Annotated in this window: 21 protein-coding genes; 12 read left to right on the forward strand and 9 right to left on the reverse strand. The window is 58.9% G+C overall.

Annotated features, from left to right (window positions below):
* Positions 1-64 precede the first annotated feature (64 nt).
* Positions 65-757 carry a uracil-DNA glycosylase gene (ung, locus tag NTD87_RS14180; RefSeq protein WP_262114573.1) on the forward strand — a complete coding sequence of 231 codons (693 nt, stop codon included), beginning with the start codon at positions 65-67 and terminating at the stop codon, positions 755-757.
* A gap of 53 nt (positions 758-810) precedes the next feature.
* On the opposite strand, the gene NTD87_RS14185 is transcribed toward ung, so the two are convergent.
* The 3 genes from NTD87_RS14185 to NTD87_RS14195 are packed head-to-tail and all read right to left on the reverse strand — an operon-like array spanning position 811 to position 3,827.
* A complete protein-coding gene (locus NTD87_RS14185; protein WP_262114574.1) occupies positions 811-2,319 on the reverse strand; it encodes a tripartite tricarboxylate transporter permease in 1,509 nt (502 codons plus the stop codon).
* Position 2,320: 1 nt separating this feature from the next.
* Complete coding sequence (locus NTD87_RS14190) at positions 2,321-2,779, reverse strand: tripartite tricarboxylate transporter TctB family protein (RefSeq protein WP_262114575.1); 459 nt, start codon at positions 2,777-2,779, stop codon at positions 2,321-2,323.
* A 58-nt stretch (positions 2,780-2,837) separates the two neighbouring features.
* Positions 2,838-3,827 carry a Bug family tripartite tricarboxylate transporter substrate binding protein gene (locus tag NTD87_RS14195; RefSeq protein ID WP_262114576.1) on the reverse strand — a complete coding sequence of 330 codons (990 nt, stop codon included), beginning with the start codon at positions 3,825-3,827 and terminating at the stop codon, positions 2,838-2,840.
* 228 nt (positions 3,828-4,055) lie between these two features.
* Between NTD87_RS14195 and NTD87_RS14200 the strand changes: the two genes are divergently transcribed.
* Positions 4,056-4,727: a response regulator gene (locus NTD87_RS14200; RefSeq protein WP_262114577.1), complete on the forward strand. Its 672-nt coding sequence runs from the start codon at positions 4,056-4,058 to the stop codon at positions 4,725-4,727.
* Positions 4,720-6,105: a sensor histidine kinase gene (locus NTD87_RS14205; RefSeq protein WP_262114578.1), complete on the forward strand. Its 1,386-nt coding sequence runs from the start codon at positions 4,720-4,722 to the stop codon at positions 6,103-6,105. Before NTD87_RS14200 ends, NTD87_RS14205 begins: the two co-directional genes overlap by 8 nt.
* 13 nt (positions 6,106-6,118) lie before the next feature.
* Here NTD87_RS14205 and NTD87_RS14210 read toward each other — a convergent pair whose 3' ends face one another.
* Both NTD87_RS14210 and NTD87_RS14215 read right to left on the reverse strand, forming a co-directional pair.
* On the reverse strand, positions 6,119-6,940 hold the full coding sequence (locus NTD87_RS14210) for an HDOD domain-containing protein (RefSeq protein ID WP_262114579.1): 822 nt from the start codon (positions 6,938-6,940) through the stop codon (positions 6,119-6,121).
* A gap of 36 nt (positions 6,941-6,976) precedes the next feature.
* Positions 6,977-7,918 carry a YgfZ/GcvT domain-containing protein gene (locus NTD87_RS14215; protein ID WP_262114580.1) on the reverse strand — a complete coding sequence of 314 codons (942 nt, stop codon included), beginning with the start codon at positions 7,916-7,918 and terminating at the stop codon, positions 6,977-6,979.
* A gap of 149 nt (positions 7,919-8,067) precedes the next feature.
* Between NTD87_RS14215 and NTD87_RS14220 the strand changes: the two genes are divergently transcribed.
* A complete protein-coding gene (locus NTD87_RS14220; RefSeq protein ID WP_007944081.1) occupies positions 8,068-8,322 on the forward strand; it encodes a succinate dehydrogenase assembly factor 2 in 255 nt (84 codons plus the stop codon).
* A complete protein-coding gene (locus tag NTD87_RS14225; RefSeq protein ID WP_262114581.1) occupies positions 8,306-8,758 on the forward strand; it encodes a protein YgfX in 453 nt (150 codons plus the stop codon). The genes NTD87_RS14220 and NTD87_RS14225 overlap by 17 nt, the downstream gene beginning before the upstream one ends.
* Here the strand turns inward: NTD87_RS14225 and nadB are convergent.
* Entirely contained in the window at positions 8,727-10,343 is a 1,617-nt protein-coding gene (gene nadB, locus NTD87_RS14230; protein ID WP_262114582.1) for an L-aspartate oxidase, read from the reverse strand. The genes NTD87_RS14225 and nadB overlap by 32 nt on opposite strands.
* A 556-nt stretch (positions 10,344-10,899) precedes the next feature.
* On the opposite strand from nadB, the gene rpoE reads away from it, so the two are divergent.
* From rpoE to NTD87_RS14250, 4 genes are all read left to right on the forward strand, one after another.
* Complete coding sequence (gene rpoE / locus NTD87_RS14235; protein WP_262114583.1) at positions 10,900-11,481, forward strand: RNA polymerase sigma factor RpoE; 582 nt, start codon at positions 10,900-10,902, stop codon at positions 11,479-11,481.
* A gap of 31 nt (positions 11,482-11,512) precedes the next feature.
* Positions 11,513-12,100 carry a sigma-E factor negative regulatory protein gene (locus NTD87_RS14240; protein WP_262114584.1) on the forward strand — a complete coding sequence of 196 codons (588 nt, stop codon included), beginning with the start codon at positions 11,513-11,515 and terminating at the stop codon, positions 12,098-12,100.
* 8 nt (positions 12,101-12,108) lie between these two features.
* Positions 12,109-13,065 (forward strand): MucB/RseB C-terminal domain-containing protein, encoded by a 957-nt coding sequence (locus tag NTD87_RS14245; RefSeq protein WP_262114586.1) that lies wholly within the window; start codon positions 12,109-12,111, stop codon positions 13,063-13,065.
* A gap of 248 nt (positions 13,066-13,313) precedes the next feature.
* Positions 13,314-14,741 (forward strand): DegQ family serine endoprotease, encoded by a 1,428-nt coding sequence (locus tag NTD87_RS14250; protein WP_262114587.1) that lies wholly within the window; start codon positions 13,314-13,316, stop codon positions 14,739-14,741.
* A gap of 64 nt (positions 14,742-14,805) precedes the next feature.
* Here NTD87_RS14250 and NTD87_RS14255 read toward each other — a convergent pair whose 3' ends face one another.
* Positions 14,806-16,239, reverse strand: a complete 1,434-nt coding sequence (locus tag NTD87_RS14255) for a M48 family metalloprotease (RefSeq protein WP_262114588.1) — start codon at positions 16,237-16,239, stop codon at positions 14,806-14,808.
* A 97-nt stretch (positions 16,240-16,336) separates the two neighbouring features.
* Between NTD87_RS14255 and NTD87_RS14260 the strand changes: the two genes are divergently transcribed.
* Positions 16,337-16,576 carry a sulfurtransferase TusA family protein gene (locus tag NTD87_RS14260; RefSeq protein WP_071551439.1) on the forward strand — a complete coding sequence of 80 codons (240 nt, stop codon included), beginning with the start codon at positions 16,337-16,339 and terminating at the stop codon, positions 16,574-16,576.
* Positions 16,577-16,607: 31 nt separating this feature from the next.
* On the forward strand, positions 16,608-17,678 hold the full coding sequence (locus NTD87_RS14265) for an AI-2E family transporter (protein WP_262114589.1): 1,071 nt from the start codon (positions 16,608-16,610) through the stop codon (positions 17,676-17,678).
* A gap of 138 nt (positions 17,679-17,816) precedes the next feature.
* On the opposite strand, the gene NTD87_RS14270 is transcribed toward NTD87_RS14265, so the two are convergent.
* The gene (locus tag NTD87_RS14270) at positions 17,817-18,290 is read right to left on the reverse strand and encodes a peroxiredoxin (protein ID WP_262114590.1); all 474 of its coding nucleotides are present in this window, start codon (positions 18,288-18,290) and stop codon (positions 17,817-17,819) included.
* A gap of 10 nt (positions 18,291-18,300) precedes the next feature.
* The gene (locus NTD87_RS14275; RefSeq protein ID WP_262114591.1) at positions 18,301-18,861 is read right to left on the reverse strand and encodes a glycine cleavage system protein R; all 561 of its coding nucleotides are present in this window, start codon (positions 18,859-18,861) and stop codon (positions 18,301-18,303) included.
* Between the two features lie 328 nt (positions 18,862-19,189).
* Between NTD87_RS14275 and dapA the strand changes: the two genes are divergently transcribed.
* On the forward strand, positions 19,190-20,068 hold the full coding sequence (gene dapA / locus NTD87_RS14280; RefSeq protein ID WP_262114593.1) for a 4-hydroxy-tetrahydrodipicolinate synthase: 879 nt from the start codon (positions 19,190-19,192) through the stop codon (positions 20,066-20,068).
* Positions 20,069-20,077: the final 9 nt, after the last annotated feature.

The following is a 20,077-nucleotide window of genomic DNA, read 5'->3' on the forward strand; positions in this document are numbered from 1 at the left end:
AGATCAATTGACAAGCGCGGTGGGCTTTCCTAGGGTTCGCCCCATTGAACATTCGGGTGTAACCATGACTGCTGAAGACCGTATCAAACTCGAACCGAGCTGGAAGGAAGCACTGCGTGCCGAATTCGACCAGCCTTACATGGCGGAGTTACGCGAGTTTCTGCGGCAGGAAAACGCCGCGGGCAAGGAAATCTATCCACCGGGGCCGATGATCTTCAATGCGCTCAATTCCACACCGCTGGACAAGGTCAAAGTGGTGATCCTCGGCCAGGATCCGTACCACGGCCCGGGCCAGGCCCATGGCTTGTGCTTCTCGGTGCAACCGGGTGTACCGGCGCCACCGTCGCTGGTGAACATCTATAAAGAGTTGAAGCGTGACCTGAACATCGACATCCCGAACCACGGTTACCTGCAAAGCTGGGCCGACCAGGGCGTGCTGATGCTCAACACCACCATGACCGTGGAGCGGGCCAGCGCCAACGCCCATGCGGGCAAGGGCTGGCAGTACTTTACCGATCGGATTATCGAGGTGGTCAGCGAACATCAGCCCCATCTGGTGTTTTTGCTGTGGGGCGCTCATGCGCAGAGCAAACAGAAACTGATTGATGCCACCAAGCACCTGGTGCTGACTTCCGTGCACCCGTCGCCACTGTCCGCTTATCGCGGATTCCTCGGTTGCGGGCACTTCAGCCGTGCCAACAAGTTTCTGGAGCAGAATGGCGAGACGCCGATCGAGTGGCGGCTGCCGCCGATTTGAAAACTCAATCGCGGGCAAGAGCCAGGCGCCCGCGATAGGTTCGACTCGGTCCCTCAGGCAATAGCGCGCCGGGCCATCGAACGTTTGCGCCAGATACGCAGCAATGGCATCAGTAGCATGATTGCCGTCAGCACCCAGACACCTAACGTGATGGGGCTCGACCAGAGGATCTCCAGTGCGCCATTGGAAATCGACAGTGCGCGACGCAGGTTCTGCTCCATCAACCCGCCAAGGATGAAACCCAGCAGGACCGGCGACAACGGGAAGTCGAGCTTGCGCAGGATGTAGCCGAAGATGCCGATGCCGATCATCAGGAACAGGTCGAAGGTGGTCGCGTGCACGGCGTAAACGCCAATCCCGGTAATGATCGCGATCACGGGCACCAGTGCCCAGTTCGGCACGGCAAGGATGCGGGTGAAGATGCGGATCATCGGGATGTTGAGGATCACCAGCATGATGTTGGCGATGAACAACGAAGCAATCAGGCCCCAGACGATGTCCGGTTGCTGTTGGAACAGCAGCGGACCTGGGGTGATGTTGTACAGCGACAGGGCGCCGATCATCACCGCGGTGGTGCCCGAACCCGGTACGCCGAGGGTCAGCATCGGTACCAATGCGCCGCAGGCGGCACCACCGATGGCCGTTTCCGGTGCCGCGAGGCCACGTTTGTCGCCCTGGCCGAAAGTGCCACTGGCGCCGGCAATACGTTTCTCGGTCATGTAGGCAACGGCACTGGCCAGCGTTGCGCCGGCACCTGGCAACACGCCCATGATGAACCCCAGCACGCCGCAACGAATGTTCACCACGAACACCGAGGCGGCTTCCTTGAAGTTGAACATCATCCGCCCGGTCGCTTTCACGGCTTCCTGACCATGATGGGTTTTTTCCAGCAGCAACAGGATTTCGCTGATGGAGAACAGCCCCAGGACCAACACCACGAACTGAATACCGTCAGTGAGGTGGATGTTGTCTGCGGTAAAGCGATAGACACCGCTGTTGGCATCGATGCCGACACAGGACAGAAACAGCCCGATCAGTGCGGCGATAAAGGTTTTCAGCGGTCGATCACCGGCCATGCCGCCCAGGCAGACAATGGCGAAGACCATCAGTACGAAGTACTCCGCAGGGCCGAAGGCAATGGCCCATTTCGCCAGCAGCGGGGCAAACAACACCATGCCGCAGGTGGCGATGAAGGCGCCGATGAACGAGCTCCAGGCCGACAACGACAGCGCTACCCCGGCCATGCCCTGGCGAGCCATCGGGTAGCCGTCGAGGGTGGTCATGACGGTGGACGCTTCGCCCGGTATGTTCAGCAGAATCGAGCTGATACGCCCGCCGTACTCGCACCCCAGATACACCGCCGCCAACAGAATCAACGCGGACTCCGGTGGCAGGCCGAGGGCGAAAGCGATCGGGATCAACAACGCCACGCCGTTGATCGGCCCCAAGCCCGGCAATAGGCCGACCACGGTGCCGATCAGGGTGCCGCACAACGCGGTGACCAGGTTGTATGGGGTCAGTGCGACACCGAAACCCTGGCCGAGGTAGTTAAGGGTATCCATATCAGTTCTCCAGAACGTCGAGCAGACCCAACGGCAGTGGCACGTCCATCAGTCGGTCGAACAGCACGTACAGGCCGATGCTCATCACGCTGATGATCACCACGCTGGGCAGCCAGCGACCGCCATACAGGCGGGCCATCGGTACACCGATGAGGATGCTGGAAACTATGAAACCCAGGGGTTCGAAGGTCCCGGCGAATACCAGCAACAGTGCGACACAGAGACCGATCTTGGTCAGGGTTTCGCGGTCCAGTGGTGGCTCGTCTTCACTGTGTTTGATCGGTGCAGGGCGAAACACCATGTACAGCAGCGCTGCGCCCATCAAACCGAGCATCAACAACGGAAAGGCTCTAGGGCCGACGGGTTCATAGGAAAAAGCCGCCTGATACGGCCAGGCCATCAGTGCCAGGCCTAGACAGGCCAGCGATAGCACCGAGGCAAAAATACGTTGTAAGAGCATGAAAAACTCCTGGGCCAACCCCTTGATGCGCAAGGGGCTGGCCGCGAGACAGAGGCGATTACTGAATCAGGCCGAACTCTTTGGCCAGCAGCTTGTAGTCCGCTACCTGCTTCTTCACGTAGGTGTCCAGCTCCGGCCCGGTCATGGCGAACGGGAACAGCGCACGTTGATTGCGCAGCTTGGCGAAGTCTTCCGAGGCCAGCAGTTTGTCGAAGGCGTTTTTCCACCAGGCGTATTCGGCATCGCTGACTTTTGGCCCGAGGTAGAAACCACGAACCACTGGCCAGACGATGTCGTAGCCTTGCTCTTTGGCGGTCGGAATCTCCTTCATTTCCGGCTCGTCCAGACGCTCGTTGGCGAATACGGCCAGCAGGCGCATGTCACCGCTCTGGATGTGCGGCATGGAGTCGGAGATGTCGGTGCTGCCAACCTGGATGTGACCACCGAGCAGCGCCGTGGCGATTTCGCCGCCACCTTCGAGGGCGACGTAACGCAGGTCACGCGGGTTGATCCCGGCGGCCTTGGCGATCAATGCAGTTTGCATCCAGTCCTGACTGCCGACCGTGCCGCCGGACCCGATCACCACTTTGCTCGGGTCTTTCTTCAATGCCTGAACCAGGTCGTCGAGGTTTTTGTAGGGCGAATCGCTTTTCACCGCGATGGCTCCGTAGCTGGTGCCAACCGCCGCCAGCCAGCGCACGGCGCCTTCATCGAAGCGACCGAACTTGCCCTGGGCCAGGTTCAGCAGTGAACCGCTGGACCAGGCCACAAGAGTGCCGGCATCGGCTGGGCGCTGGGCAACGACCGCGTTGTAGGCCACCGCGCCGACACCGCCGGGCATGTAGGTCACACGCATTGGTTTGGTCAGCAGTTTTTCGTTCACCAGTGCGCTTTGCGCCAGTTTGCAGGTCAGGTCGAAACCACCACCTGGTGAGGCTGGGGCGATGCATTCGGGACGTTTGGGTTCGCTGGCGACGTCGGCCAGCAGTGGGCCGGCAAACAGCATGCAGCTGGCCGCCAGGGCGAATTTACGCAGTGATGGGTTCATGTGAGTCTCCGTTATTGTTCTTATTGGCGAAAACGCTTCGAGGCGTTTTTCGGGTATCTACTGCCTGTGTACGGCAGTCGAAACTGCCCGTGACGGGACTTTAGCGATCCAACCTTTCACGAACCTTTCAGCAGGCTTTCACGGTTTTCGGGCTTCACAGCGGCGCAGGCGACTGTAAACTCCGCGCCAAAGAGTGGCGTCGACCATCCCCGAATGAGGTAAAGATCCATGCGTGTTCTTCTCGTCGAAGACCATCTGCAGTTGGCCGAAAGTGTCGCCCAGGCGCTCAAGAGCACCGGCCTGACCGTCGATGTGTTGCACGATGGGGTGGCCGCTGATCTGGCCTTGAACAGCGAGGAATACGCGGTGGCGATCCTTGATGTCGGCCTGCCGCGCATGGACGGTTTCGAGGTGCTGGCGCGTTTGCGTAGCCGGGGAAAGAACTTGCCGGTGCTGATGCTGACCGCCCGTAGCGACGTCAAGGATCGGGTTCACGGACTCAACCTAGGTGCCGACGATTATCTGGCCAAACCCTTTGAGCTGACCGAGCTGGAAGCACGGGTCAAGGCATTGTTGCGCCGCAGCGTATTAGGTGGCGAACGCCAGCAACGCTGTGGTGTGTTGGTGTATGACCTGGACACCCGGCGCTTCACCCTTGGCGATGATTTGCTGACCCTGACCTCTCGGGAGCAAGCGGTGCTTGAAGCATTGATCGCACGCCCTGGGCGAGTGATGAGCAAGGAGCAACTGGCCTCGCAAGTGTTCGGTCTGGACGAAGAGGCCAGCCCGGATGCCATCGAAATCTACATCCACCGCTTGCGCAAAAAGCTCGACGGCCACGCGGTGGCAATTGTGACGTTCAGGGGGCTCGGTTACCTGCTGGAAGCCCGTGATGCATAAGCCCAGCAGTCTGCGTTGGCGGTTACTGTGGAACCTTGCGTTGCTGCTGGTGGTGCTGATGATCGCCAGCGGGTTGAGTGCCTACTGGAACGGTCGCGAAGCGGCCGATACGGCGTATGACCGAACCTTGCTGGCCTCGGCGCGAACCATCGCCGCCGGCCTTTCCCAGCGAGACGGCAGCCTCAGCGCTGATGTGCCTTATGTGGCGCTGGACACATTCGTCAATGACAGCGCCGGGCGGATTTACTACCAGGTCAACGACATCCACCAAAAGCTGATTTCCGGTTATGAAAACCTGCCTGGGCCACCGCCAGGTACACCGCGAACCGATGACTATCCAGCGCTGGCACGGTTCTATAACGCCACCTATCAAGGGCAGGCCGTGAGGGTGGTGAGCCTGCTCAAGCCGGTGATCGAGCCGAACATGAACGGCATGGCGGAAATCCGCGTGGCGGAAACCGATGAGGCGCGCGAGCGCATGGCCCGCAGCCTGATGACCGATACCTTGCTGCGTCTGGGCATGCTGGCGGTGGGGGCGTTGCTGTTGGTGTGGTTTGCGGTGAGCGCGGCATTGCGCCCGCTGGAGCGTTTGCGCACGGTGGTGGAAGAGCGGCAATCGGATGACCTTCGACCCCTGCCGTTGGTGGAAGTGCAGCGCGAATTGTGGCCGTTGGTGCGCGCCCTTAATCATTTCACCGAGCGCTTGCGTGGACAGTTCGAGCGTCAGGCGCAGTTCATCGCCGACGCGGCCCATGAGTTGCGAACACCGTTGGCGGCACTCAAGGCAAGGCTGGAGTTGGGGTTGCGGGCGAGCGAGCCAGACACCTGGCGAAACACGTTAGAGAGTGCTGCTCAAGGCACAGATCGGCTGACTCATTTGGCTAATCAATTACTGTCGCTTGCGCGCGTCGAGAACGGTGCTCGGGCGATTGCCGAGGGTGGGGCGCAGTTGCTCGATCTGAGTCAATTGGCTCGCGAATTGGGCATGGCCATGGCGCCGTTGGCCCACGCGCGTGGTGTTGCTTTGGCGTTGGAGGCTGATGAGCCTGTGTGGCTGCGTGGCGAGCCAACGCTGTTGAATGAACTGTTGAGCAACCTGGTGGATAACGCCTTGGCCCATACACCGCCCGGCGGCAACGTGATCTTGCGCGTCTGTGCGCCAGCCGTGCTGGAGGTCGAGGATGATGGGCCGGGAATTCCTCTTGAGGAGCGCGACCGGGTGTTCGAGCGCTTCTACCGGCGTAATCAGCAGGTGGCGGGTTCAGGTCTGGGGCTGGCGATTGTCGGTGAAATCTGCCGTGCCCATCTGGCGCACATCAGCCTGCACGATGGTGCGCTGCGCGGGCTGAAGGTTCGGGTCAGTTTTATCGCGGGATAAGGGTGGGTGTGACTTAATAAAACATCGATCGCGATTCTTCCAGGTCGCTGCACATCGCCTTGTTCTCTGGATCAATACCCAGTTTTTTGAATGCCGGGATGCTGAGGGCATCGATTCTGGCCAGGGGATGATCGGTGTCCTTGTGGCAATACAGGCTGGCGACCTGCACCAGGTCAACATAGTCGACCTGCACGGAGTGGCGCTTGAAATTCAGATACTGCCCTGGCAGTTTCACCAGCATCTCCGGAAACTCCCAGACCTGAAGCAGCTTGTCACCAAGCAACGGATGAATCTGCTCGATCACGTGGTTAAGGCTGACCGGGTCTGACAGCAGCTCATAGTGGTCTTCGGCGTAAGTCAGAATCGGCAGCACGCCGATCTGATGCACCAGTCCGCCAAGGGCTGCCTGATCCGGTTTCAACTGGGTATGGCTGCGGCACAGTGCATAGCTGATGCCGGCGATTTCCAGGCTCTTGCGCCAGACTTCGCGCATCTTCTGTTCCACCACTTCGGAGCGGGCATGGAAGATCTGTTCCATGACCAGACCGATGGCCAGGTTGCTGCTGTAATTGATGCCCAGTCGGGTGATTGCCGTGTGCAGGTCAGTCACTTCTTGTGTGGCGCGCAGCAACGGACTGTTGACCACCTTGATCAATCTCGCCGACAGCGCGGTGTCGCGGCCGATGACTTTGCTCAGGGTGGCGACGCTGATTTCCGGGTCTTCGGCGGCCTTGCGAATCTGCAGGGCCACTTCCGGTAACGTTGGCAGAACCAGGTCATCGTTATCGATGGCCTCAACCAAATCCTGTTGGACCTTTTCCGCCAGCTCGCTCATTTCATTTCTCTAGGGTATTGCAAAAAAGTGCTGCAATTAACGCTGGATCTCGCGATCACGATCCAGTTGGTAAGGCAGGTCGAGCAGGTGCAGGGCCGCGCCTTCGAGGGCGCCAAGGTGCAGGTCGCCACTTTCCGCGGCTTCGGCTTGCAGCACCGCCAACAGCTCGATGTTCTGTTCGGCGTGAGCGGCGATCACGACTTCACCGATGGAACTGCCGTGGGTTGGGGAAAACAGTGCGGTGCCTGGTTCAGGCAGTTCGGTGGCGTCCAGTTGCAGGCGATACAGTCGGCGTTTGAGTTTGCCCAGGTACTGCATGCGCGCGACGATTTCCTGGCCGGTGTAGCAACCTTTCTTGAAGCTCACGCCGCCCACTGCTTGCAGGTTGAGCATCTGCGGAATGAACAGCTCGCGGGTCTGCGGCATGACTTGGCCGATGCCGGCGCGGATCTGCCCGAGCAGCCACTGGTTCAGATCACCTTCAGGCAGCAGTGCGGCCAGCGTGTTGCGCAAGGTGCCGGCCTGAACGGCCGCCGCCCAGAGTTCGACGCGATCAGATGAAACACGAATGGCAATCAGACCGCCCATGCGGGCAACTGCGCCGTCTTCCCGGGGAAGCGCCAGGCCCAGGCTGGACAGGACGGCTTCTGAGTGCTGCAGGCCAAAGCGAATCCAGGCGGCGCTTTCATCGGTCAATTTGGATTTGGAGAACACCGCGTACTTTTTCAGGTCCGCCAGTTGTGGTTCCAGCAACTCGCCGGCCATCGCCAACAGCACCCCGTCACCTTCAAGCAGGATGCGAAAGCTCGACTGCATGCGGCCTTTCTGGGTGCAGCGTGCACCGAGGCTGGCCTGGGTATCGCTCAGGTAATTGAGGTTGCAGGTCAATTGTCCCTGTAGAAACTTGCTGGCATCGGAGCCGCGGACGGCAAGCACGCCTTCATGGGACAAGGTGCAGAAAAAAGCAGAATCAGCCATGGGTCATCGCAGGGTAAAGAGTCTGGAGGACATCATAAGGGGGCGCCCTTGAAATGGGTAGTTCACAAAGGACCGAAGATGCCCGACCAAAGCCGACTGTTCGTCATGAATTGGGGCTGTATACTTGCGCTCTATTTGAGGAGCGCTCCATGGTCGAAGATGTTGAACTGAACCGCCTCTACTGGCACAGCCGCCGCGGCATGCTCGAGCTTGACGTATTGCTCGTGCCGTTTGTCAAAGAGGTCTATCCGCACCTCAACGATGTAGATCGCGACTGCTACCGCAAACTGCTCGAATGCGAAGATCAGGACATGTTCGGCTGGTTCATGGAACGCGCCGAATCGGAAGATCCTGAGCTGCAGCGCATGGTTCGGATGATTCTGGATCGTGTCCAACCCAAGTAACTCGTTCGAATGCCGCTGGCATGCCTCACGGCAGTTGCTGGCGGCCTATCTTCTCGCCCAGCTGTTCGCGCTGGGTTCGCTGTTTCTTCTCTCTGTACCGGTATGGGCCAGTTTGCTCGGCATTGTGCTGTGTGTGGCTCACGGTTTTTGGATGCTGCCGCGAAAGATTCTTCTGACGCACCCGCAGGCATTCCGCGGTTTGCGCCGCGATGCCGACGGTTGGCACTTGTGGAATCAGGTGTCGGGTTGGCAAGCGGTGCAATTACGTCCAGACAGCCTGGCGCTACCGTTGGTCGTCGTGTTGCGTTTTCGTCTGCGCGGTGAGCGACGGGTACGCGCGATTTGTGTGCCGCGTGATGCGCAGGCGGCGGATGTTCACCGACGCCTGCGGGTCAGGCTCAAGTTCAGTCGGCGTAGGTGGGCGGCACCAGAATAGTATCCAGCGCCTCTGGCAGCATGTTCGGGTAATCGAGGGTGTAATGCAGGCCGCGACTTTCCTTGCGCTCCATGGCTGAGCGAATCATCAGCTCGGCCACCTGAGCCAGGTTGCGCAGCTCGATCAGATCCCGGCTGACTTTATAGTTGCTGTAGAACTCGTCGATCTCATCCAGCAGCAGGCGCACGCGATGCTGGGCGCGTTGCAGGCGCTTGTTGGTGCGTACGATGCCCACGTAGTCCCACATGAATCGCCGAAGCTCATCCCAGTTGTGCGCAATGATCACGTCTTCATCGGAATCGGTGACCTGGCTGGCGTCCCAGGCGGGCAGAGCGCTCGGTATCGCGACCTGCGGCAGTTGTTCAAGAATGTCTGCCGCCGCCGAGCGGGCGTAGACGAAGCACTCCAGCAGCGAGTTGCTGGCCATGCGGTTGGCACCATGCAGGCCGGTGAAGCTGGTTTCGCCAATCGCATACAGGCCAGGCACGTCGGTGCGACCGTGTTGGTCCACCATCACTCCGCCACAGGTGTAGTGCGCGGCCGGAACCACCGGGATCGGCTGCTGGGTGATGTCGATGGAAAATTTCAGGCAACGCTCGTACATCGTCGGGAAGTGCGTCTTGATGAAGGCTGCAGGCTTATGGCTGATGTCCAGGTACACGCAGTCGATACCCAGGCGCTTCATTTCATGGTCGATGGCCCGGGCCACGATGTCCCGCGGTGCCAGCTCGGCACGCGGGTCAAAGCGCTGCATGAAGCGTTCGCCGTTCGGCAGCTTCAAATGCGCGCCTTCGCCGCGCAGGGCTTCGGTAATCAGGAAGCTTTTGGCCTGCGGGTGGTAGAGGCAGGTGGGGTGAAACTGGTTGAACTCCAGATTCGCCACCCTGCAGCCCGAACGCCAGGCCATGGCAATGCCATCGCCGCAAGCGCCGTCGGGGTTGCTGGTGTAGAGGTAAACTTTCGCTGCACCGCCGGAGGCGAGGATCACGAAGCGTGCGCCGTAGGTATCGACTTCGCCAGTGCCGCGATTGAGCACGTAGGCGCCCAGGCAACGATCACCTTTGAGGCCCAGGCGCTTTTCGGTAATCAGATCAACGGCAACCCGTTGTTCCAGCAACTCGATGTTCGGCCGTTGCCGTGCTTGATCAAGCAAAGTATTGAAAATTGCAGCGCCCGTGGCATCGGCGGCATGAATGATACGTCGATGACTGTGGCCGCCTTCGCGGGTCAGGTGGAATTCGAATCCGCCGTCTTCAGTGCCTGCCTGTTCGTCGCGGGTGAACGGCACGCCCTGATCGATCAGCCATTGAATGGCTTCGCGGCTGTGCTCGACGGTAAAGCGCACGGCGTCTTCGTGGCACAGGCCACCGCCAGCGTTGAGGGTGTCATCGACATGGGATTCAACGGTATCGGTGTCATCCAGCACGGCAGCGACACCGCCCTGGGCCCAGTAGGTCGAACCGTTGGCGAGATTGCCTTTGCTCAGTACGGCAATGCGCAAATGATCGGGCAAGGTCAGTGCCAGACTCAAACCGGCAGCGCCGCTGCCTATCACCAGAACATCGTGTTGAAACTGTTGGCTCATTTCAGGATTCCGCTCAAAGCGACCCGGGTCGGGGTTGGCGCAAGACACCTGAATCGGCGAGTCGAGACAGCCACACAGCACACTAGTATATAGAGGGGTGGATCGGCACAATAGTCGGGCCTACGTGGCAATGTGAAACTACTGTGACGGAAAAGGCAGGGTGTTGTGTCGGACAATTTACCCGTTGGACCGACGATAAGGCAGCCTGATCACCGATGAAGCGCTCTTTTTCGCCACGTGGTCATACATTATTCGTTTCGCACGGCTATAAAGATTGGGAACTTTGCCAAGCGCCCAAGCTCAATAGAAGGTTGCCTGAAACAAGGAACAGCGTCGGCCTCACGCAGGATTTGTGCTTTGGTCTTGCAGGTGGATTCGACGACAAGATTATTCGCGCAGCCGGCCCAGCCCGTGCTGCGTTTTTCGTGTGTGCCAAATCAGAGCACGCAGGAAACTTGCTTGGAGGGGGAGAACTTTTGCGAAAAGCCCGAGTCTATGTTTGCAAGCCTGATCGATTAGTCATGCAAGCCTCCTCCGAGTTCATCGAGGAGTGTTCATGCTAACCCAGGAAGAGGATCAGCAGCTGGTCGAGCGCGTTCAACGCGGCGACAAGCGCGCTTTCGATCTGCTAGTGCTGAAATACCAGCACAAAATTCTCGGGTTGATCGTGCGTTTTGTGCACGACACCCATGAAGCCCAGGATGTCGCACAAGAGGCCTTTATCAAGGCCTACCGTGCACTTGGAAATTTTCGCGGCGATAGCGCGTTTTATACGTGGCTTTACCGCATCGCCATTAATACGGCGAAAAACTATCTGGTTTCACGCGGCCGTCGGCCACCGGATAGCGATGTGAGTACTGAAGATGCTGAGTTCTACGATGGCGATCATGGCCTCAAGGATCTCGAGTCGCCGGAGCGTGCATTGCTGCGCGATGAGATCGAAAGCACCGTCCATCGAACCATCCAGCAACTGCCAGAAGATTTGCGTACGGCTTTAACTTTACGTGAATTCGATGGTCTGAGTTACGAGGACATTGCGAGCGTCATGCAGTGTCCGGTGGGTACCGTGCGCTCCCGGATTTTCCGCGCTCGGGAAGCCATCGATAAAGCCCTGCAGCCGTTGTTGCAGGAAAGCTGAGACAGCGGCGACAGCCAAGAGAGGAACCGCCATGAGTCGTGAAGCCCTGCAGGAATCGCTGTCCGCAGTGATGGATAACGAAGCGGACGAACTGGAATTGCGTCGGGTATTAAATGCCTTTGACGATGTTGAAACCCGCGAGACCTGGGCCCGTTACCAGATCGCTCGGGCAGTTATGCACAAAGACCTGCTGATCCCGCGTCTGGATATCGCTTCGGCCGTTTCGCAAGCATTGGCTGACGAAGCCGTACCGGTAAAAACCAGTCGTGGTCCATGGCGTAGCGTGGGACGTCTGGCGGTGGCCGCATCGGTGACTCTTGCTGTTCTGGCTGGCGTGCGTCTGTACAACCATGATGAGATCGCCGGCGTCGAATTGGCTCAGCAATCCACTCAGCCAGGCCTGGCCGTTCCTCAAATAAAAGGTCCAGCCGTTTTGGCAGGCTACAATGAGAGTTCGGAAGCTACTGGTCCTATGGCCAACGGCGTATTGCAAGGTCAGCCGGGCTGGCACGATCAGCGTCTGCCGGGCTACTTGCGCCAACATGCTCAACAAGCTGCACTCAAAGGCACTGAGAGCGCTCTGCCTTATGCCCGTGCGGCAAGCCTGGAAAACCGTTAAGGAGGATCATGCGCGCCATACCTCTACTTACGCTGTTGCTCACTGGCTGGTTCGTTGTTCCAGCCTATGCCGATGAGGCTCAGGACTGGTTGAGCCGTCTGAGTCAGGCCGAACAACAGCAAAGCTTCCAAGGTACTTTTGTCTACGAGCGTAACGGTAGTTTTTCTACCCACAACATCTGGCATCGCGTCCAGGATGGCAAAGTCCGCGAGCGTTTGCTTCAGCTCGACGGTTCTGCTCAGGAAGTTGTGCGTATTGATGGGCATACTCAATGCGTCAGCGGCAACCTGGTGGCGGGGCTGGGGGATACTCCCGACTCTTCTGCTCGTGCACTTGATCCACAAAAGCTCAAGAATTGGTACGACCTTGCCGTCATCGGCAAGTCGCGCGTGGCTGGGCGTCCGGCAGTGATTGTTTCACTGACGCCGCGTGATCAGCATCGTTATGGTTTTGAATTGCACCTGGACCGCGAAACCGGCCTGCCGTTGAAGTCATTATTATTGAATGACAAGGGGCAGTTGCTGGAGCGTTTCCAGTTTACCCGATTGGATACTGACGCACCGGCTGAGCGTGATCTGCAAGCGAGTTCCGAGTGCAAGGCTGTGGCGCTCGACAGCGACAAGGCATCAGCGGTGAAAGCCGCTCAGGTATGGCATTCCGACTGGTTGCCACCAGGCTTCGAACTCAGCAGCAGTACCGCACGCAAGGATCCAGAGACCAAGGTCCAGGTCAGCAGCCTGATGTATGACGATGGTCTGGCGCGTTTTTCGGTATTCCTGGAGCCGCTCAATGGCGCGGTAGTTACCGATACGCGTACTCAGTTAGGTCCGACCGTCGCGGTCTCACGGCGTTTGACCACGCCGGATGGCGAGATGATGGTCACTGTAGTCGGCGAGATTCCGATCGGCACCGCTGAGCGGATTGCACTCTCCATGCGCGCCGATGCCACTGCGGCCAAGCAGTGAGTTGATCCAGTGATGCTCATCGAACGGCGAGTTGGTTGTGAAACAGGTCAGCAATTGTCCATTCCACAATTGAGATGTCGAAATGTTTGGTGAGCATTTCAATTTGCAAAATCCCCAGAAATTTCTTATAGGTCAGAGTCCCACGGCTCTGGCCTTGTTTGTTGTTCCCGGAACAAAAGTACCGGTGTATGTTTCCCGGTATTCCTTGCTCCATATCGCTTAACCATGCTCGTCGTAACGGGAGCCGTATGTCGATACCACGTTTGAAATCCTACCTCTCCATTTTTGCCGCTGTATTAGTGCTCGGTCAGGCGGTCAGTGCTCAGGCGGCTGAACTGCCTGATTTCACGCAACTGGTCGAGCAAGCCTCGCCTGCAGTGGTGAACATCAGTACCACGCAGAAGCTGCCGGACCGCAAGGTCTCCAATCAGGACATACCGGACCTGGAAGGCTTGCCGCCGGCGCTGCGTGAGTTTCTCGAGCGTGGCATGCCGCCACAGCAGCGTTCGCCTCGTGGTCGCCAGCGTGAAGCGCAATCCCTGGGTTCGGGGTTCATCATCTCGTCGGATGGCTACATTCTGACCAACAATCATGTAATCGCTGACGCCGATGAGATCCTCGTGCGTCTGGCTGACCGCAGTGAACTCAAGGCCAAACTGATCGGCACAGACCCGCGCTCTGACGTGGCCCTGCTGAAGATCGATGGCAAGGACCTTCCGGTACTGAAGCTGGGTAAATCCCAGGACCTGAAAGCCGGGCAATGGGTGGTCGCCATCGGTTCGCCGTTTGGTTTTGACCACACTGTGACCCAGGGCATCGTCAGTGCCATTGGTCGTAGCCTGCCGAACGAAAACTATGTGCCGTTCATCCAGACCGACGTGCCGATCAACCCGGGTAACTCCGGTGGTCCGCTGTTCAACCTGGCGGGCGAAGTGGTGGGGATCAACTCGCAGATCTACACCCGTTCCGGTGGGTTCATGGGCGTGTCGTTCGCGATCCCGATCGATGTCGCCATGGATGTTTCCAATCAACTGAAAAACGGCGGCAAAGTAAGTCGTGGCTGGTTGGGTGTGGTCATTCAGGAAGTGAACAAGGACCTCGCCGAATCCTTCGGTCTGGAGAAACCGGCCGGTGCGCTGGTGGCTCAGATCCAGGACGGTGGCCCGGCCGCCAAAGGTGGTTTGCAGGTCGGTGACGTGATCCTGAGCATGAACGGTCAGCCGATCGTCATGTCAGCGGATTTGCCGCATCTGGTGGGTGCGCTCAAGGCAGGTGAGAAAGCCAATCTTGAAGTGATTCGTGACGGCAAGCATAAAAACGTCGAGCTGACCGTTGGCGCGATTCCGGAAGAAGGCAAAGAGCTCGATACCTTGGCCAAGTCCGGTGTCGAGCGCAGCAGCAATCGACTGGGTGTAGCTGTGGTCGAGCTGAGCGATGAGCAGAAGAAAGCCTTCGACCTCAAGGGCGGCGTGGTGATCAAGGAAGTGCAGGACGGTCCTGCTGCCCTGATCGGCCTGCAGCCAGGCGATGTGATTACTCACCTGAACAATCAGGCGATTGGTTCGACCAAGGAGTTCACGGAAATCGCCAAGGCACTGCCGAAAAACCGCTCGGTGTCGATGCGGGTCCTGCGTCAAGGCCGTGCCAGCTTCATTACCTTCAAACTGGCCGAGTAAACCGGTTAGTCGCTGAATAAAAAAACGCCTCGAAAGAGGCGTTTTTTTATGGGCCAAAGAAACGTCAGCCCATCATGTCCTTGATCAAGCGCTCTTGCTCCATCAGCTCCCGTTGACGCGCATCGATGCGTGACGACAGTGGGAAGTTGGTGCCGGCGCGGCGTTTGGCGAAGTCCAACTGCTGGATCGCCTGACGGTAGTCGCCGATCAGGGCGAAGTACTCGGCGCGGGCCTGATGCAGCCCAATGATGTTGCCGGACAGGCCACGAGTCTCGGCCACCATGTACCAGACGTCCGGATCGTTCGAGCGGGTCTTGAGCAGGGCTTCAAGAGCTTTCTCGGCATCAGCCGGGCGGTTCTGCTTGAGCAGCAAGTCGACCCGCACTTGATTCAGCGGATAGTTGCCCGGGTACTGTGCGAGCATCCGGTCAACCCGCGTCTGTGCATCCGGCAGGCGATTGTTGGCGATGTCCAGGTCGACTTGCGCCAGGTTGTAGATGATTTCGTCAGGCGACTTGGCCAGCAACTGCTTGAGGTTCTCGCGGGCGTCGTTGAACAGGCTGCCCTTGATCTGGGCGATTGCCAGACCATAACGAGCTATGTCGTTTTTCGGGTTTTCATCGAGTTGGATGCGAAAGCGTTTGGCGGCAAGACCTGGAGAGTCTTCATAGAACAACTGGACGCGCGCGCGAATCAATTGGTACGTCAGGCTGTCTTCCTTGCCGCCCGGCTTGAACTGCTCGGCACGGTTGCGGGTGTCGGCTATCCGCGATTCGGTGACGGGGTGAGTCAGCAGGAATTCGGGCGGTTTGGAATCGAAGCGGTACTGGCGCATCAGGCGTTCGAACATGGTTGGCATCGAGCGCGGGTCGTAACCGGCTTTCTCGAGGTTGAGCATGCCGATACGGTCGGCCTCCTGCTCCTTCTGTCGGGAGAAGCGTAGTTGCTCCTGAATGGCCGCTGCCTGGGTGCTGGCGATGGCGGCGAAACCGGCGTCTCCGGCACCAGCCGCTGCCGCGATGATCCCGCCGAGCAGAGCGGCCATCATCGGGACTTGCATGCGTTGTGAAGCTTCGACGCCGCGAGCAAAGTGGCGTTGCGACACGTGAGCCAGTTCGTGGGCGAGTACCGCAGAATATTCGCCTTCGGTCTGGGCATTCAGAAACAGACCGCCGTTGACCCCGATAATCCCGCCGGGTGCGGCGAAGGCGTTGAGTTGCGGGCTGTTGATCAGAATGAACTCCAGGCGCCGGTCGTTGACCTGGCTGGTTTCCACCAGTTTGTAGACACTGGTTTCGACGTAATCCTTGAGTTGTGGGTCGTTGAGCTGTGACACCTGGCTGCGCAGCATCGCCAGCCATGCGCGGCCCAACTGGTATTCCTGCTGTGGCGATACGATGGCAGAACTGGCATCGCCCAGGGACGGCAGGTCGTCGGCGAAGCCCGGTGAGGCAAGCAGGCAAGCAAGCGTCAGCAGGGTGGGGCGCAGAAAAGTCATGCACGAAGCCTTAGTCGACAAAGACCTTACTGTAGCCGGACACATGCGTTGCGACCAGATATTCTAGACCACTCGATCACCTATCCGGAGTGAAGCAATGACCGACGCTGTAGAGCATGACGCCGAACTGGACGCCAGCGGGTTGAACTGTCCATTGCCGCTGCTCAAGGCCAAGCTGGAACTCAATCGCCTGGCCAGCGGTGCAGTACTCAAGGTCATCGCCACCGATGCGGGTTCGCAGCGCGATTTTCGCACCTTTGCCCGTTTGGCCGGTCATACGCTGCTTCGTGAAGAAGACGAGGCCGGCGTTTATCGCTACTGGCTAAAAAAAGCCTGAATTTTTCGGCGTCCATTGTTAAGGAATATTGATGTTCAAAGTGTTACGCGACTGGATACAGCGTTACTTCTCCGATGAGGAGGCTGTGGTTCTGGCCGTTCTGCTGTTCCTGGCTTTCACTGCAGTCCTGACGTTGGGCAGAATGCTCGCACCGGTGCTGGCGGGGATGGTGCTGGCGTATCTGATGCAAGGCCTGGTCAGCGCTCTGGAACGTCTGCGCTTGCCGGGCGGTGCGGCGGTCGGACTGGTATTCGCGTTGTTCATGGGCGTGTTGCTGGTGTTTATGATCGTAGTGGTGCCGTTGCTTTGGCATCAACTGGTTACCTTGTTCAACGAACTGCCGGGCATGCTTGCCAAATGGCAGTCGTTGCTGTTGTTGCTGCCGGAGCGCTATCCGCATCTGGTGTCTGATGAGCAGGTGCTGCAGGCCATTGAGGTGGCTCGCGCAGAGCTCGGCAAGTTTGGTCAATGGGCGTTGACGTTCTCGCTGTCCAGTCTGCCGCTGCTGGTGAACATCATGATCTATCTGGTGCTGGTGCCGATTCTGGTGTTTTTCTTCCTCAAGGACCGGGCGATGATCGGGCAGTGGGTCCGCGGGTATCTCCCGCGTGAGCGTGCGCTGATTACTCGAGTTACCGAAGAAATGAACCGGCAGATCGCCAATTACATTCGTGGCAAGGTCATGGAAATGGTCATTTGCGGTGGGGCGACCTACATCGGTTTCGTTGCCCTGGGGCTCAACTACGCCGCACTGCTGGCGCTGCTGGTCGGCGTTTCGGTGGTGGTGCCGTATGTCGGTGCGGTGGTGGTGACGGTGCCGGTGTTGCTGATTGCCTTGTTCCAGTGGGGTTGGAGCGACCAGTTCATCTACTTGATGGCGGTCTACGGAATCATTCAGGTGCTGGACGGCAACGTGCTGGTGCCACTGCTGTTTTCGGAGGCGGTCAATCTGCACCCGGTGGCGATCATCTGCGCAGTGCTGTTGTTCGGCGGGTTATGGGGATTCTGGGGCGTGTTTTTCGCGATCCCGCTGGCCACCCTGTTCAAGGCGGTGCTGGATGCCTGGCCGCGTAAGGAGCCGATTGTCGCGCCGCTGCTTTAACTGTCAGCCGATTCTTCAGTGGGGCAGAGGGCTTCATCGCGAGCAATCGAGCGTCGACCGGCTGCTCCCACAAGGGTTTGCGCAAATCCTGTGGGAGCGGGCTTGCTCGCGAAGGCGTCCGAACAGGCGCCGAAATAATCAGGCCTTGTTCAGCGCCTGAACAGCGGTCAATACCGCATCAACGTGGCCTGGCACCTTCACACCGCGCCATTCCTGACGCAGCACACCGTTTTTGTCGATCAGGAAGGTGCTGCGATCGACGCCCAAGTATTCCTTGCCATAAAGCTTTTTCAGCTTGATCACGTCAAACAGCTGGCAGATGGCTTCATCCTTGTCGCTGATCAGCTCGAACGGGAACTCTTGTTTACACTTGAAGTTCTCGTGGGACTTCAGGCTGTCGCGCGACACGCCGAATACTTCGGTGTTGGCCGCCGTGAATTGCGCATATTGGTCGCGAAAACCCTGGCCTTCGGTAGTGCAACCCGGCGTGCTGTCCTTGGGGTAGAAGTAAATCACCACTTGCTTGCCCTTGAGGGCTGCGAGGCTGACGGTCTGCCCGCTGGTAGCAGGCGCTTCGAAGTCGGCGACAGGTTGGTCGATAGCAACGGCCATGGGAGCTTCCTTACATTGGGTTCTGTGGGCGCCACGGTTCGATCAGCGCGTCCAGGTTCAGCGCGTCGGCGAAATCCAGGAACTGATCGCGCAACCAGCTGATTTGCACGCCGGCAGGCAACGTCACGGTAAAGGTGGCGTTGAGCATGGTGCCGCCGGTCTGTGGGGCCTGATAGGTGTCGCAAGTCAGGTTTTCCAGCTCGACGTTGTGGTCGATGAAGAACTGGCACAGCTCATTGACGATGTCCGAGCGGTAGGCCGAGCTGACGTAGGCCACATACGGCAAGGCTTGCGGACGGTTTTCCAGCGCGGCACTGCGTACCACGTTGACCGTAAAGGCGTGCCTCTTGGCCAGGGTCGGCAAGCCGGCTTCCAGGCGCGCCAAGGCGTCCCAGGTACCGGAGATCTGCAGAACCAGCGCACTGCATTCGCCGTGGCGAGTCAGGCGGGAGGTGACCACGGCGCAGCGATTTTCATGGCTGGCGCGGCACAGGACGTTAGTCAGCTCCATGGGGTTGGCGCCGAGGGCACTGATGACAAGGAATTGTTCGCGAACTGTGGGGGTGGACATGCAGCATTCCTAAAGCGATGAGCGGTCGGTACGTCTATGGGCCGATTCGTCGGGGTGGGCGTCCGGATGCGAAATCAAAAAGCCCGAGCCAGATGGTTGCGACGAGCTCCAGTGCGGCGAGATCGGATAGGCGGCAACGCAGGATCAGGGCTTGTGAGGCCGAAAATGGAGGCTGGAACCCGGTGGACGAGCCTGTCGGTACTGATCAAAGTCTGAAGGGTAGCGAAAACCGGCGCCTAGGGGAATGGCGCGAGCGCAGTACTTCGCTTGTACAAGCATCTTGGCGCCAGTACCATTACCGCTCTCTTTTTCCGGCAGGAGCGGTTGCATGATTGCGGGCAGTATGGTGGCACTGGTCACTCCCATGGATGCACAGGGTCGTCTCGATTGGGACAGCCTGAGCAAACTGGTGGACTTTCACCTGCAAAACGGCACCCACGCCATTGTGGCGGTCGGCACCACAGGTGAGTCGGCCACCCTTGACGTGAACGAGCACATCGAAGTGATTCGTCGCGTGGTCAAGCAGGTCAACGGTCGTATTCCGGTGATCGCCGGTACAGGCGCCAATTCGACGCGCGAAGCGATCGAGCTGACCACCAATGCGAAGACCGCCGGCGCCGACGCGTGCCTGCTGGTAACGCCGTACTACAACAAGCCGACGCAAGAAGGCCTGTACCTGCACTTCAAGGCCATCGCCGAAGCTGTCGACATCCCGCAGATCCTTTACAACGTGCCGGGTCGTACCGCTTGCGACATGCAGGCCGAAACGGTCATTCGCCTGTCGACCGTGAAGAACATCATCGGTATCAAGGAAGCCACGGGCGATCTTTCGCGCGCCAAGGCCATCCTGGACGGCGTGAGCAAGGACTTCCTGGTGATTTCCGGTGACGACGCCACCGCGGTCGAGCTGATCCTGCTCGGCGGTAAAGGCAACATCTCGGTCACCGCCAACGTTGCTCCGCGTGACATGGCCGACCTGTGCATCGCCGCCCTGAACGGTGATGCCGTGAAAGCCCGGGCGATCCACGAAAAGCTGATGCCGCTCAATAAAACCCTGTTTATCGAATCCAACCCTATCCCCGTGAAATGGGCGCTGCATGAGATGGGCTTGATGCCGGACGGTATCCGTCTGCCGCTCACCTGGCTCAGCGAAGCCTGTCACGAACCGCTGCGGCAGGCCATGCGCCAGTCCGGCGTATTGGTTTAATTGAGGAAG

It is taken from the genome of Pseudomonas sp. 6D_7.1_Bac1 (genome assembly GCF_025465945.1).
Classification (GTDB): domain Bacteria; phylum Pseudomonadota; class Gammaproteobacteria; order Pseudomonadales; family Pseudomonadaceae; genus Aquipseudomonas.

Bases quoted from the DNA above. Each gene is read 5' to 3' on its own strand.
- ung (WP_262114573.1), top strand. From the start codon at position 65: ATGACTGCTGAAGACCGTATCAAACTCGAACCGAGCTGGAAGGAAGCA.
- NTD87_RS14185 (WP_262114574.1), bottom strand. From the start codon at position 2,319: ATGGATACCCTTAACTACCTCGGCCAGGGTTTCGGTGTCGCACTGACC.
- NTD87_RS14190 (WP_262114575.1), bottom strand. From the start codon at position 2,779: ATGCTCTTACAACGTATTTTTGCCTCGGTGCTATCGCTGGCCTGTCTA.
- NTD87_RS14195 (WP_262114576.1), bottom strand. From the start codon at position 3,827: ATGAACCCATCACTGCGTAAATTCGCCCTGGCGGCCAGCTGCATGCTG.
- NTD87_RS14200 (WP_262114577.1), top strand. From the start codon at position 4,056: ATGCGTGTTCTTCTCGTCGAAGACCATCTGCAGTTGGCCGAAAGTGTC.
- NTD87_RS14205 (WP_262114578.1), top strand. From the start codon at position 4,720: ATGCATAAGCCCAGCAGTCTGCGTTGGCGGTTACTGTGGAACCTTGCG.
- NTD87_RS14210 (WP_262114579.1), bottom strand. From the start codon at position 6,940: ATGAGCGAGCTGGCGGAAAAGGTCCAACAGGATTTGGTTGAGGCCATC.
- NTD87_RS14215 (WP_262114580.1), bottom strand. From the start codon at position 7,918: ATGGCTGATTCTGCTTTTTTCTGCACCTTGTCCCATGAAGGCGTGCTT.
- NTD87_RS14220 (WP_007944081.1), top strand. From the start codon at position 8,068: ATGGTCGAAGATGTTGAACTGAACCGCCTCTACTGGCACAGCCGCCGC.
- nadB (WP_262114582.1), bottom strand. From the start codon at position 10,343: ATGAGCCAACAGTTTCAACACGATGTTCTGGTGATAGGCAGCGGCGCT.
- rpoE (WP_262114583.1), top strand. From the start codon at position 10,900: ATGCTAACCCAGGAAGAGGATCAGCAGCTGGTCGAGCGCGTTCAACGC.
- NTD87_RS14240 (WP_262114584.1), top strand. From the start codon at position 11,513: ATGAGTCGTGAAGCCCTGCAGGAATCGCTGTCCGCAGTGATGGATAAC.
- NTD87_RS14245 (WP_262114586.1), top strand. From the start codon at position 12,109: ATGCGCGCCATACCTCTACTTACGCTGTTGCTCACTGGCTGGTTCGTT.
- NTD87_RS14250 (WP_262114587.1), top strand. From the start codon at position 13,314: ATGTCGATACCACGTTTGAAATCCTACCTCTCCATTTTTGCCGCTGTA.
- NTD87_RS14255 (WP_262114588.1), bottom strand. From the start codon at position 16,239: ATGACTTTTCTGCGCCCCACCCTGCTGACGCTTGCTTGCCTGCTTGCC.
- NTD87_RS14260 (WP_071551439.1), top strand. From the start codon at position 16,337: ATGACCGACGCTGTAGAGCATGACGCCGAACTGGACGCCAGCGGGTTG.
- NTD87_RS14265 (WP_262114589.1), top strand. From the start codon at position 16,608: ATGTTCAAAGTGTTACGCGACTGGATACAGCGTTACTTCTCCGATGAG.
- NTD87_RS14270 (WP_262114590.1), bottom strand. From the start codon at position 18,290: ATGGCCGTTGCTATCGACCAACCTGTCGCCGACTTCGAAGCGCCTGCT.
- NTD87_RS14275 (WP_262114591.1), bottom strand. From the start codon at position 18,861: ATGTCCACCCCCACAGTTCGCGAACAATTCCTTGTCATCAGTGCCCTC.
- dapA (WP_262114593.1), top strand. From the start codon at position 19,190: ATGATTGCGGGCAGTATGGTGGCACTGGTCACTCCCATGGATGCACAG.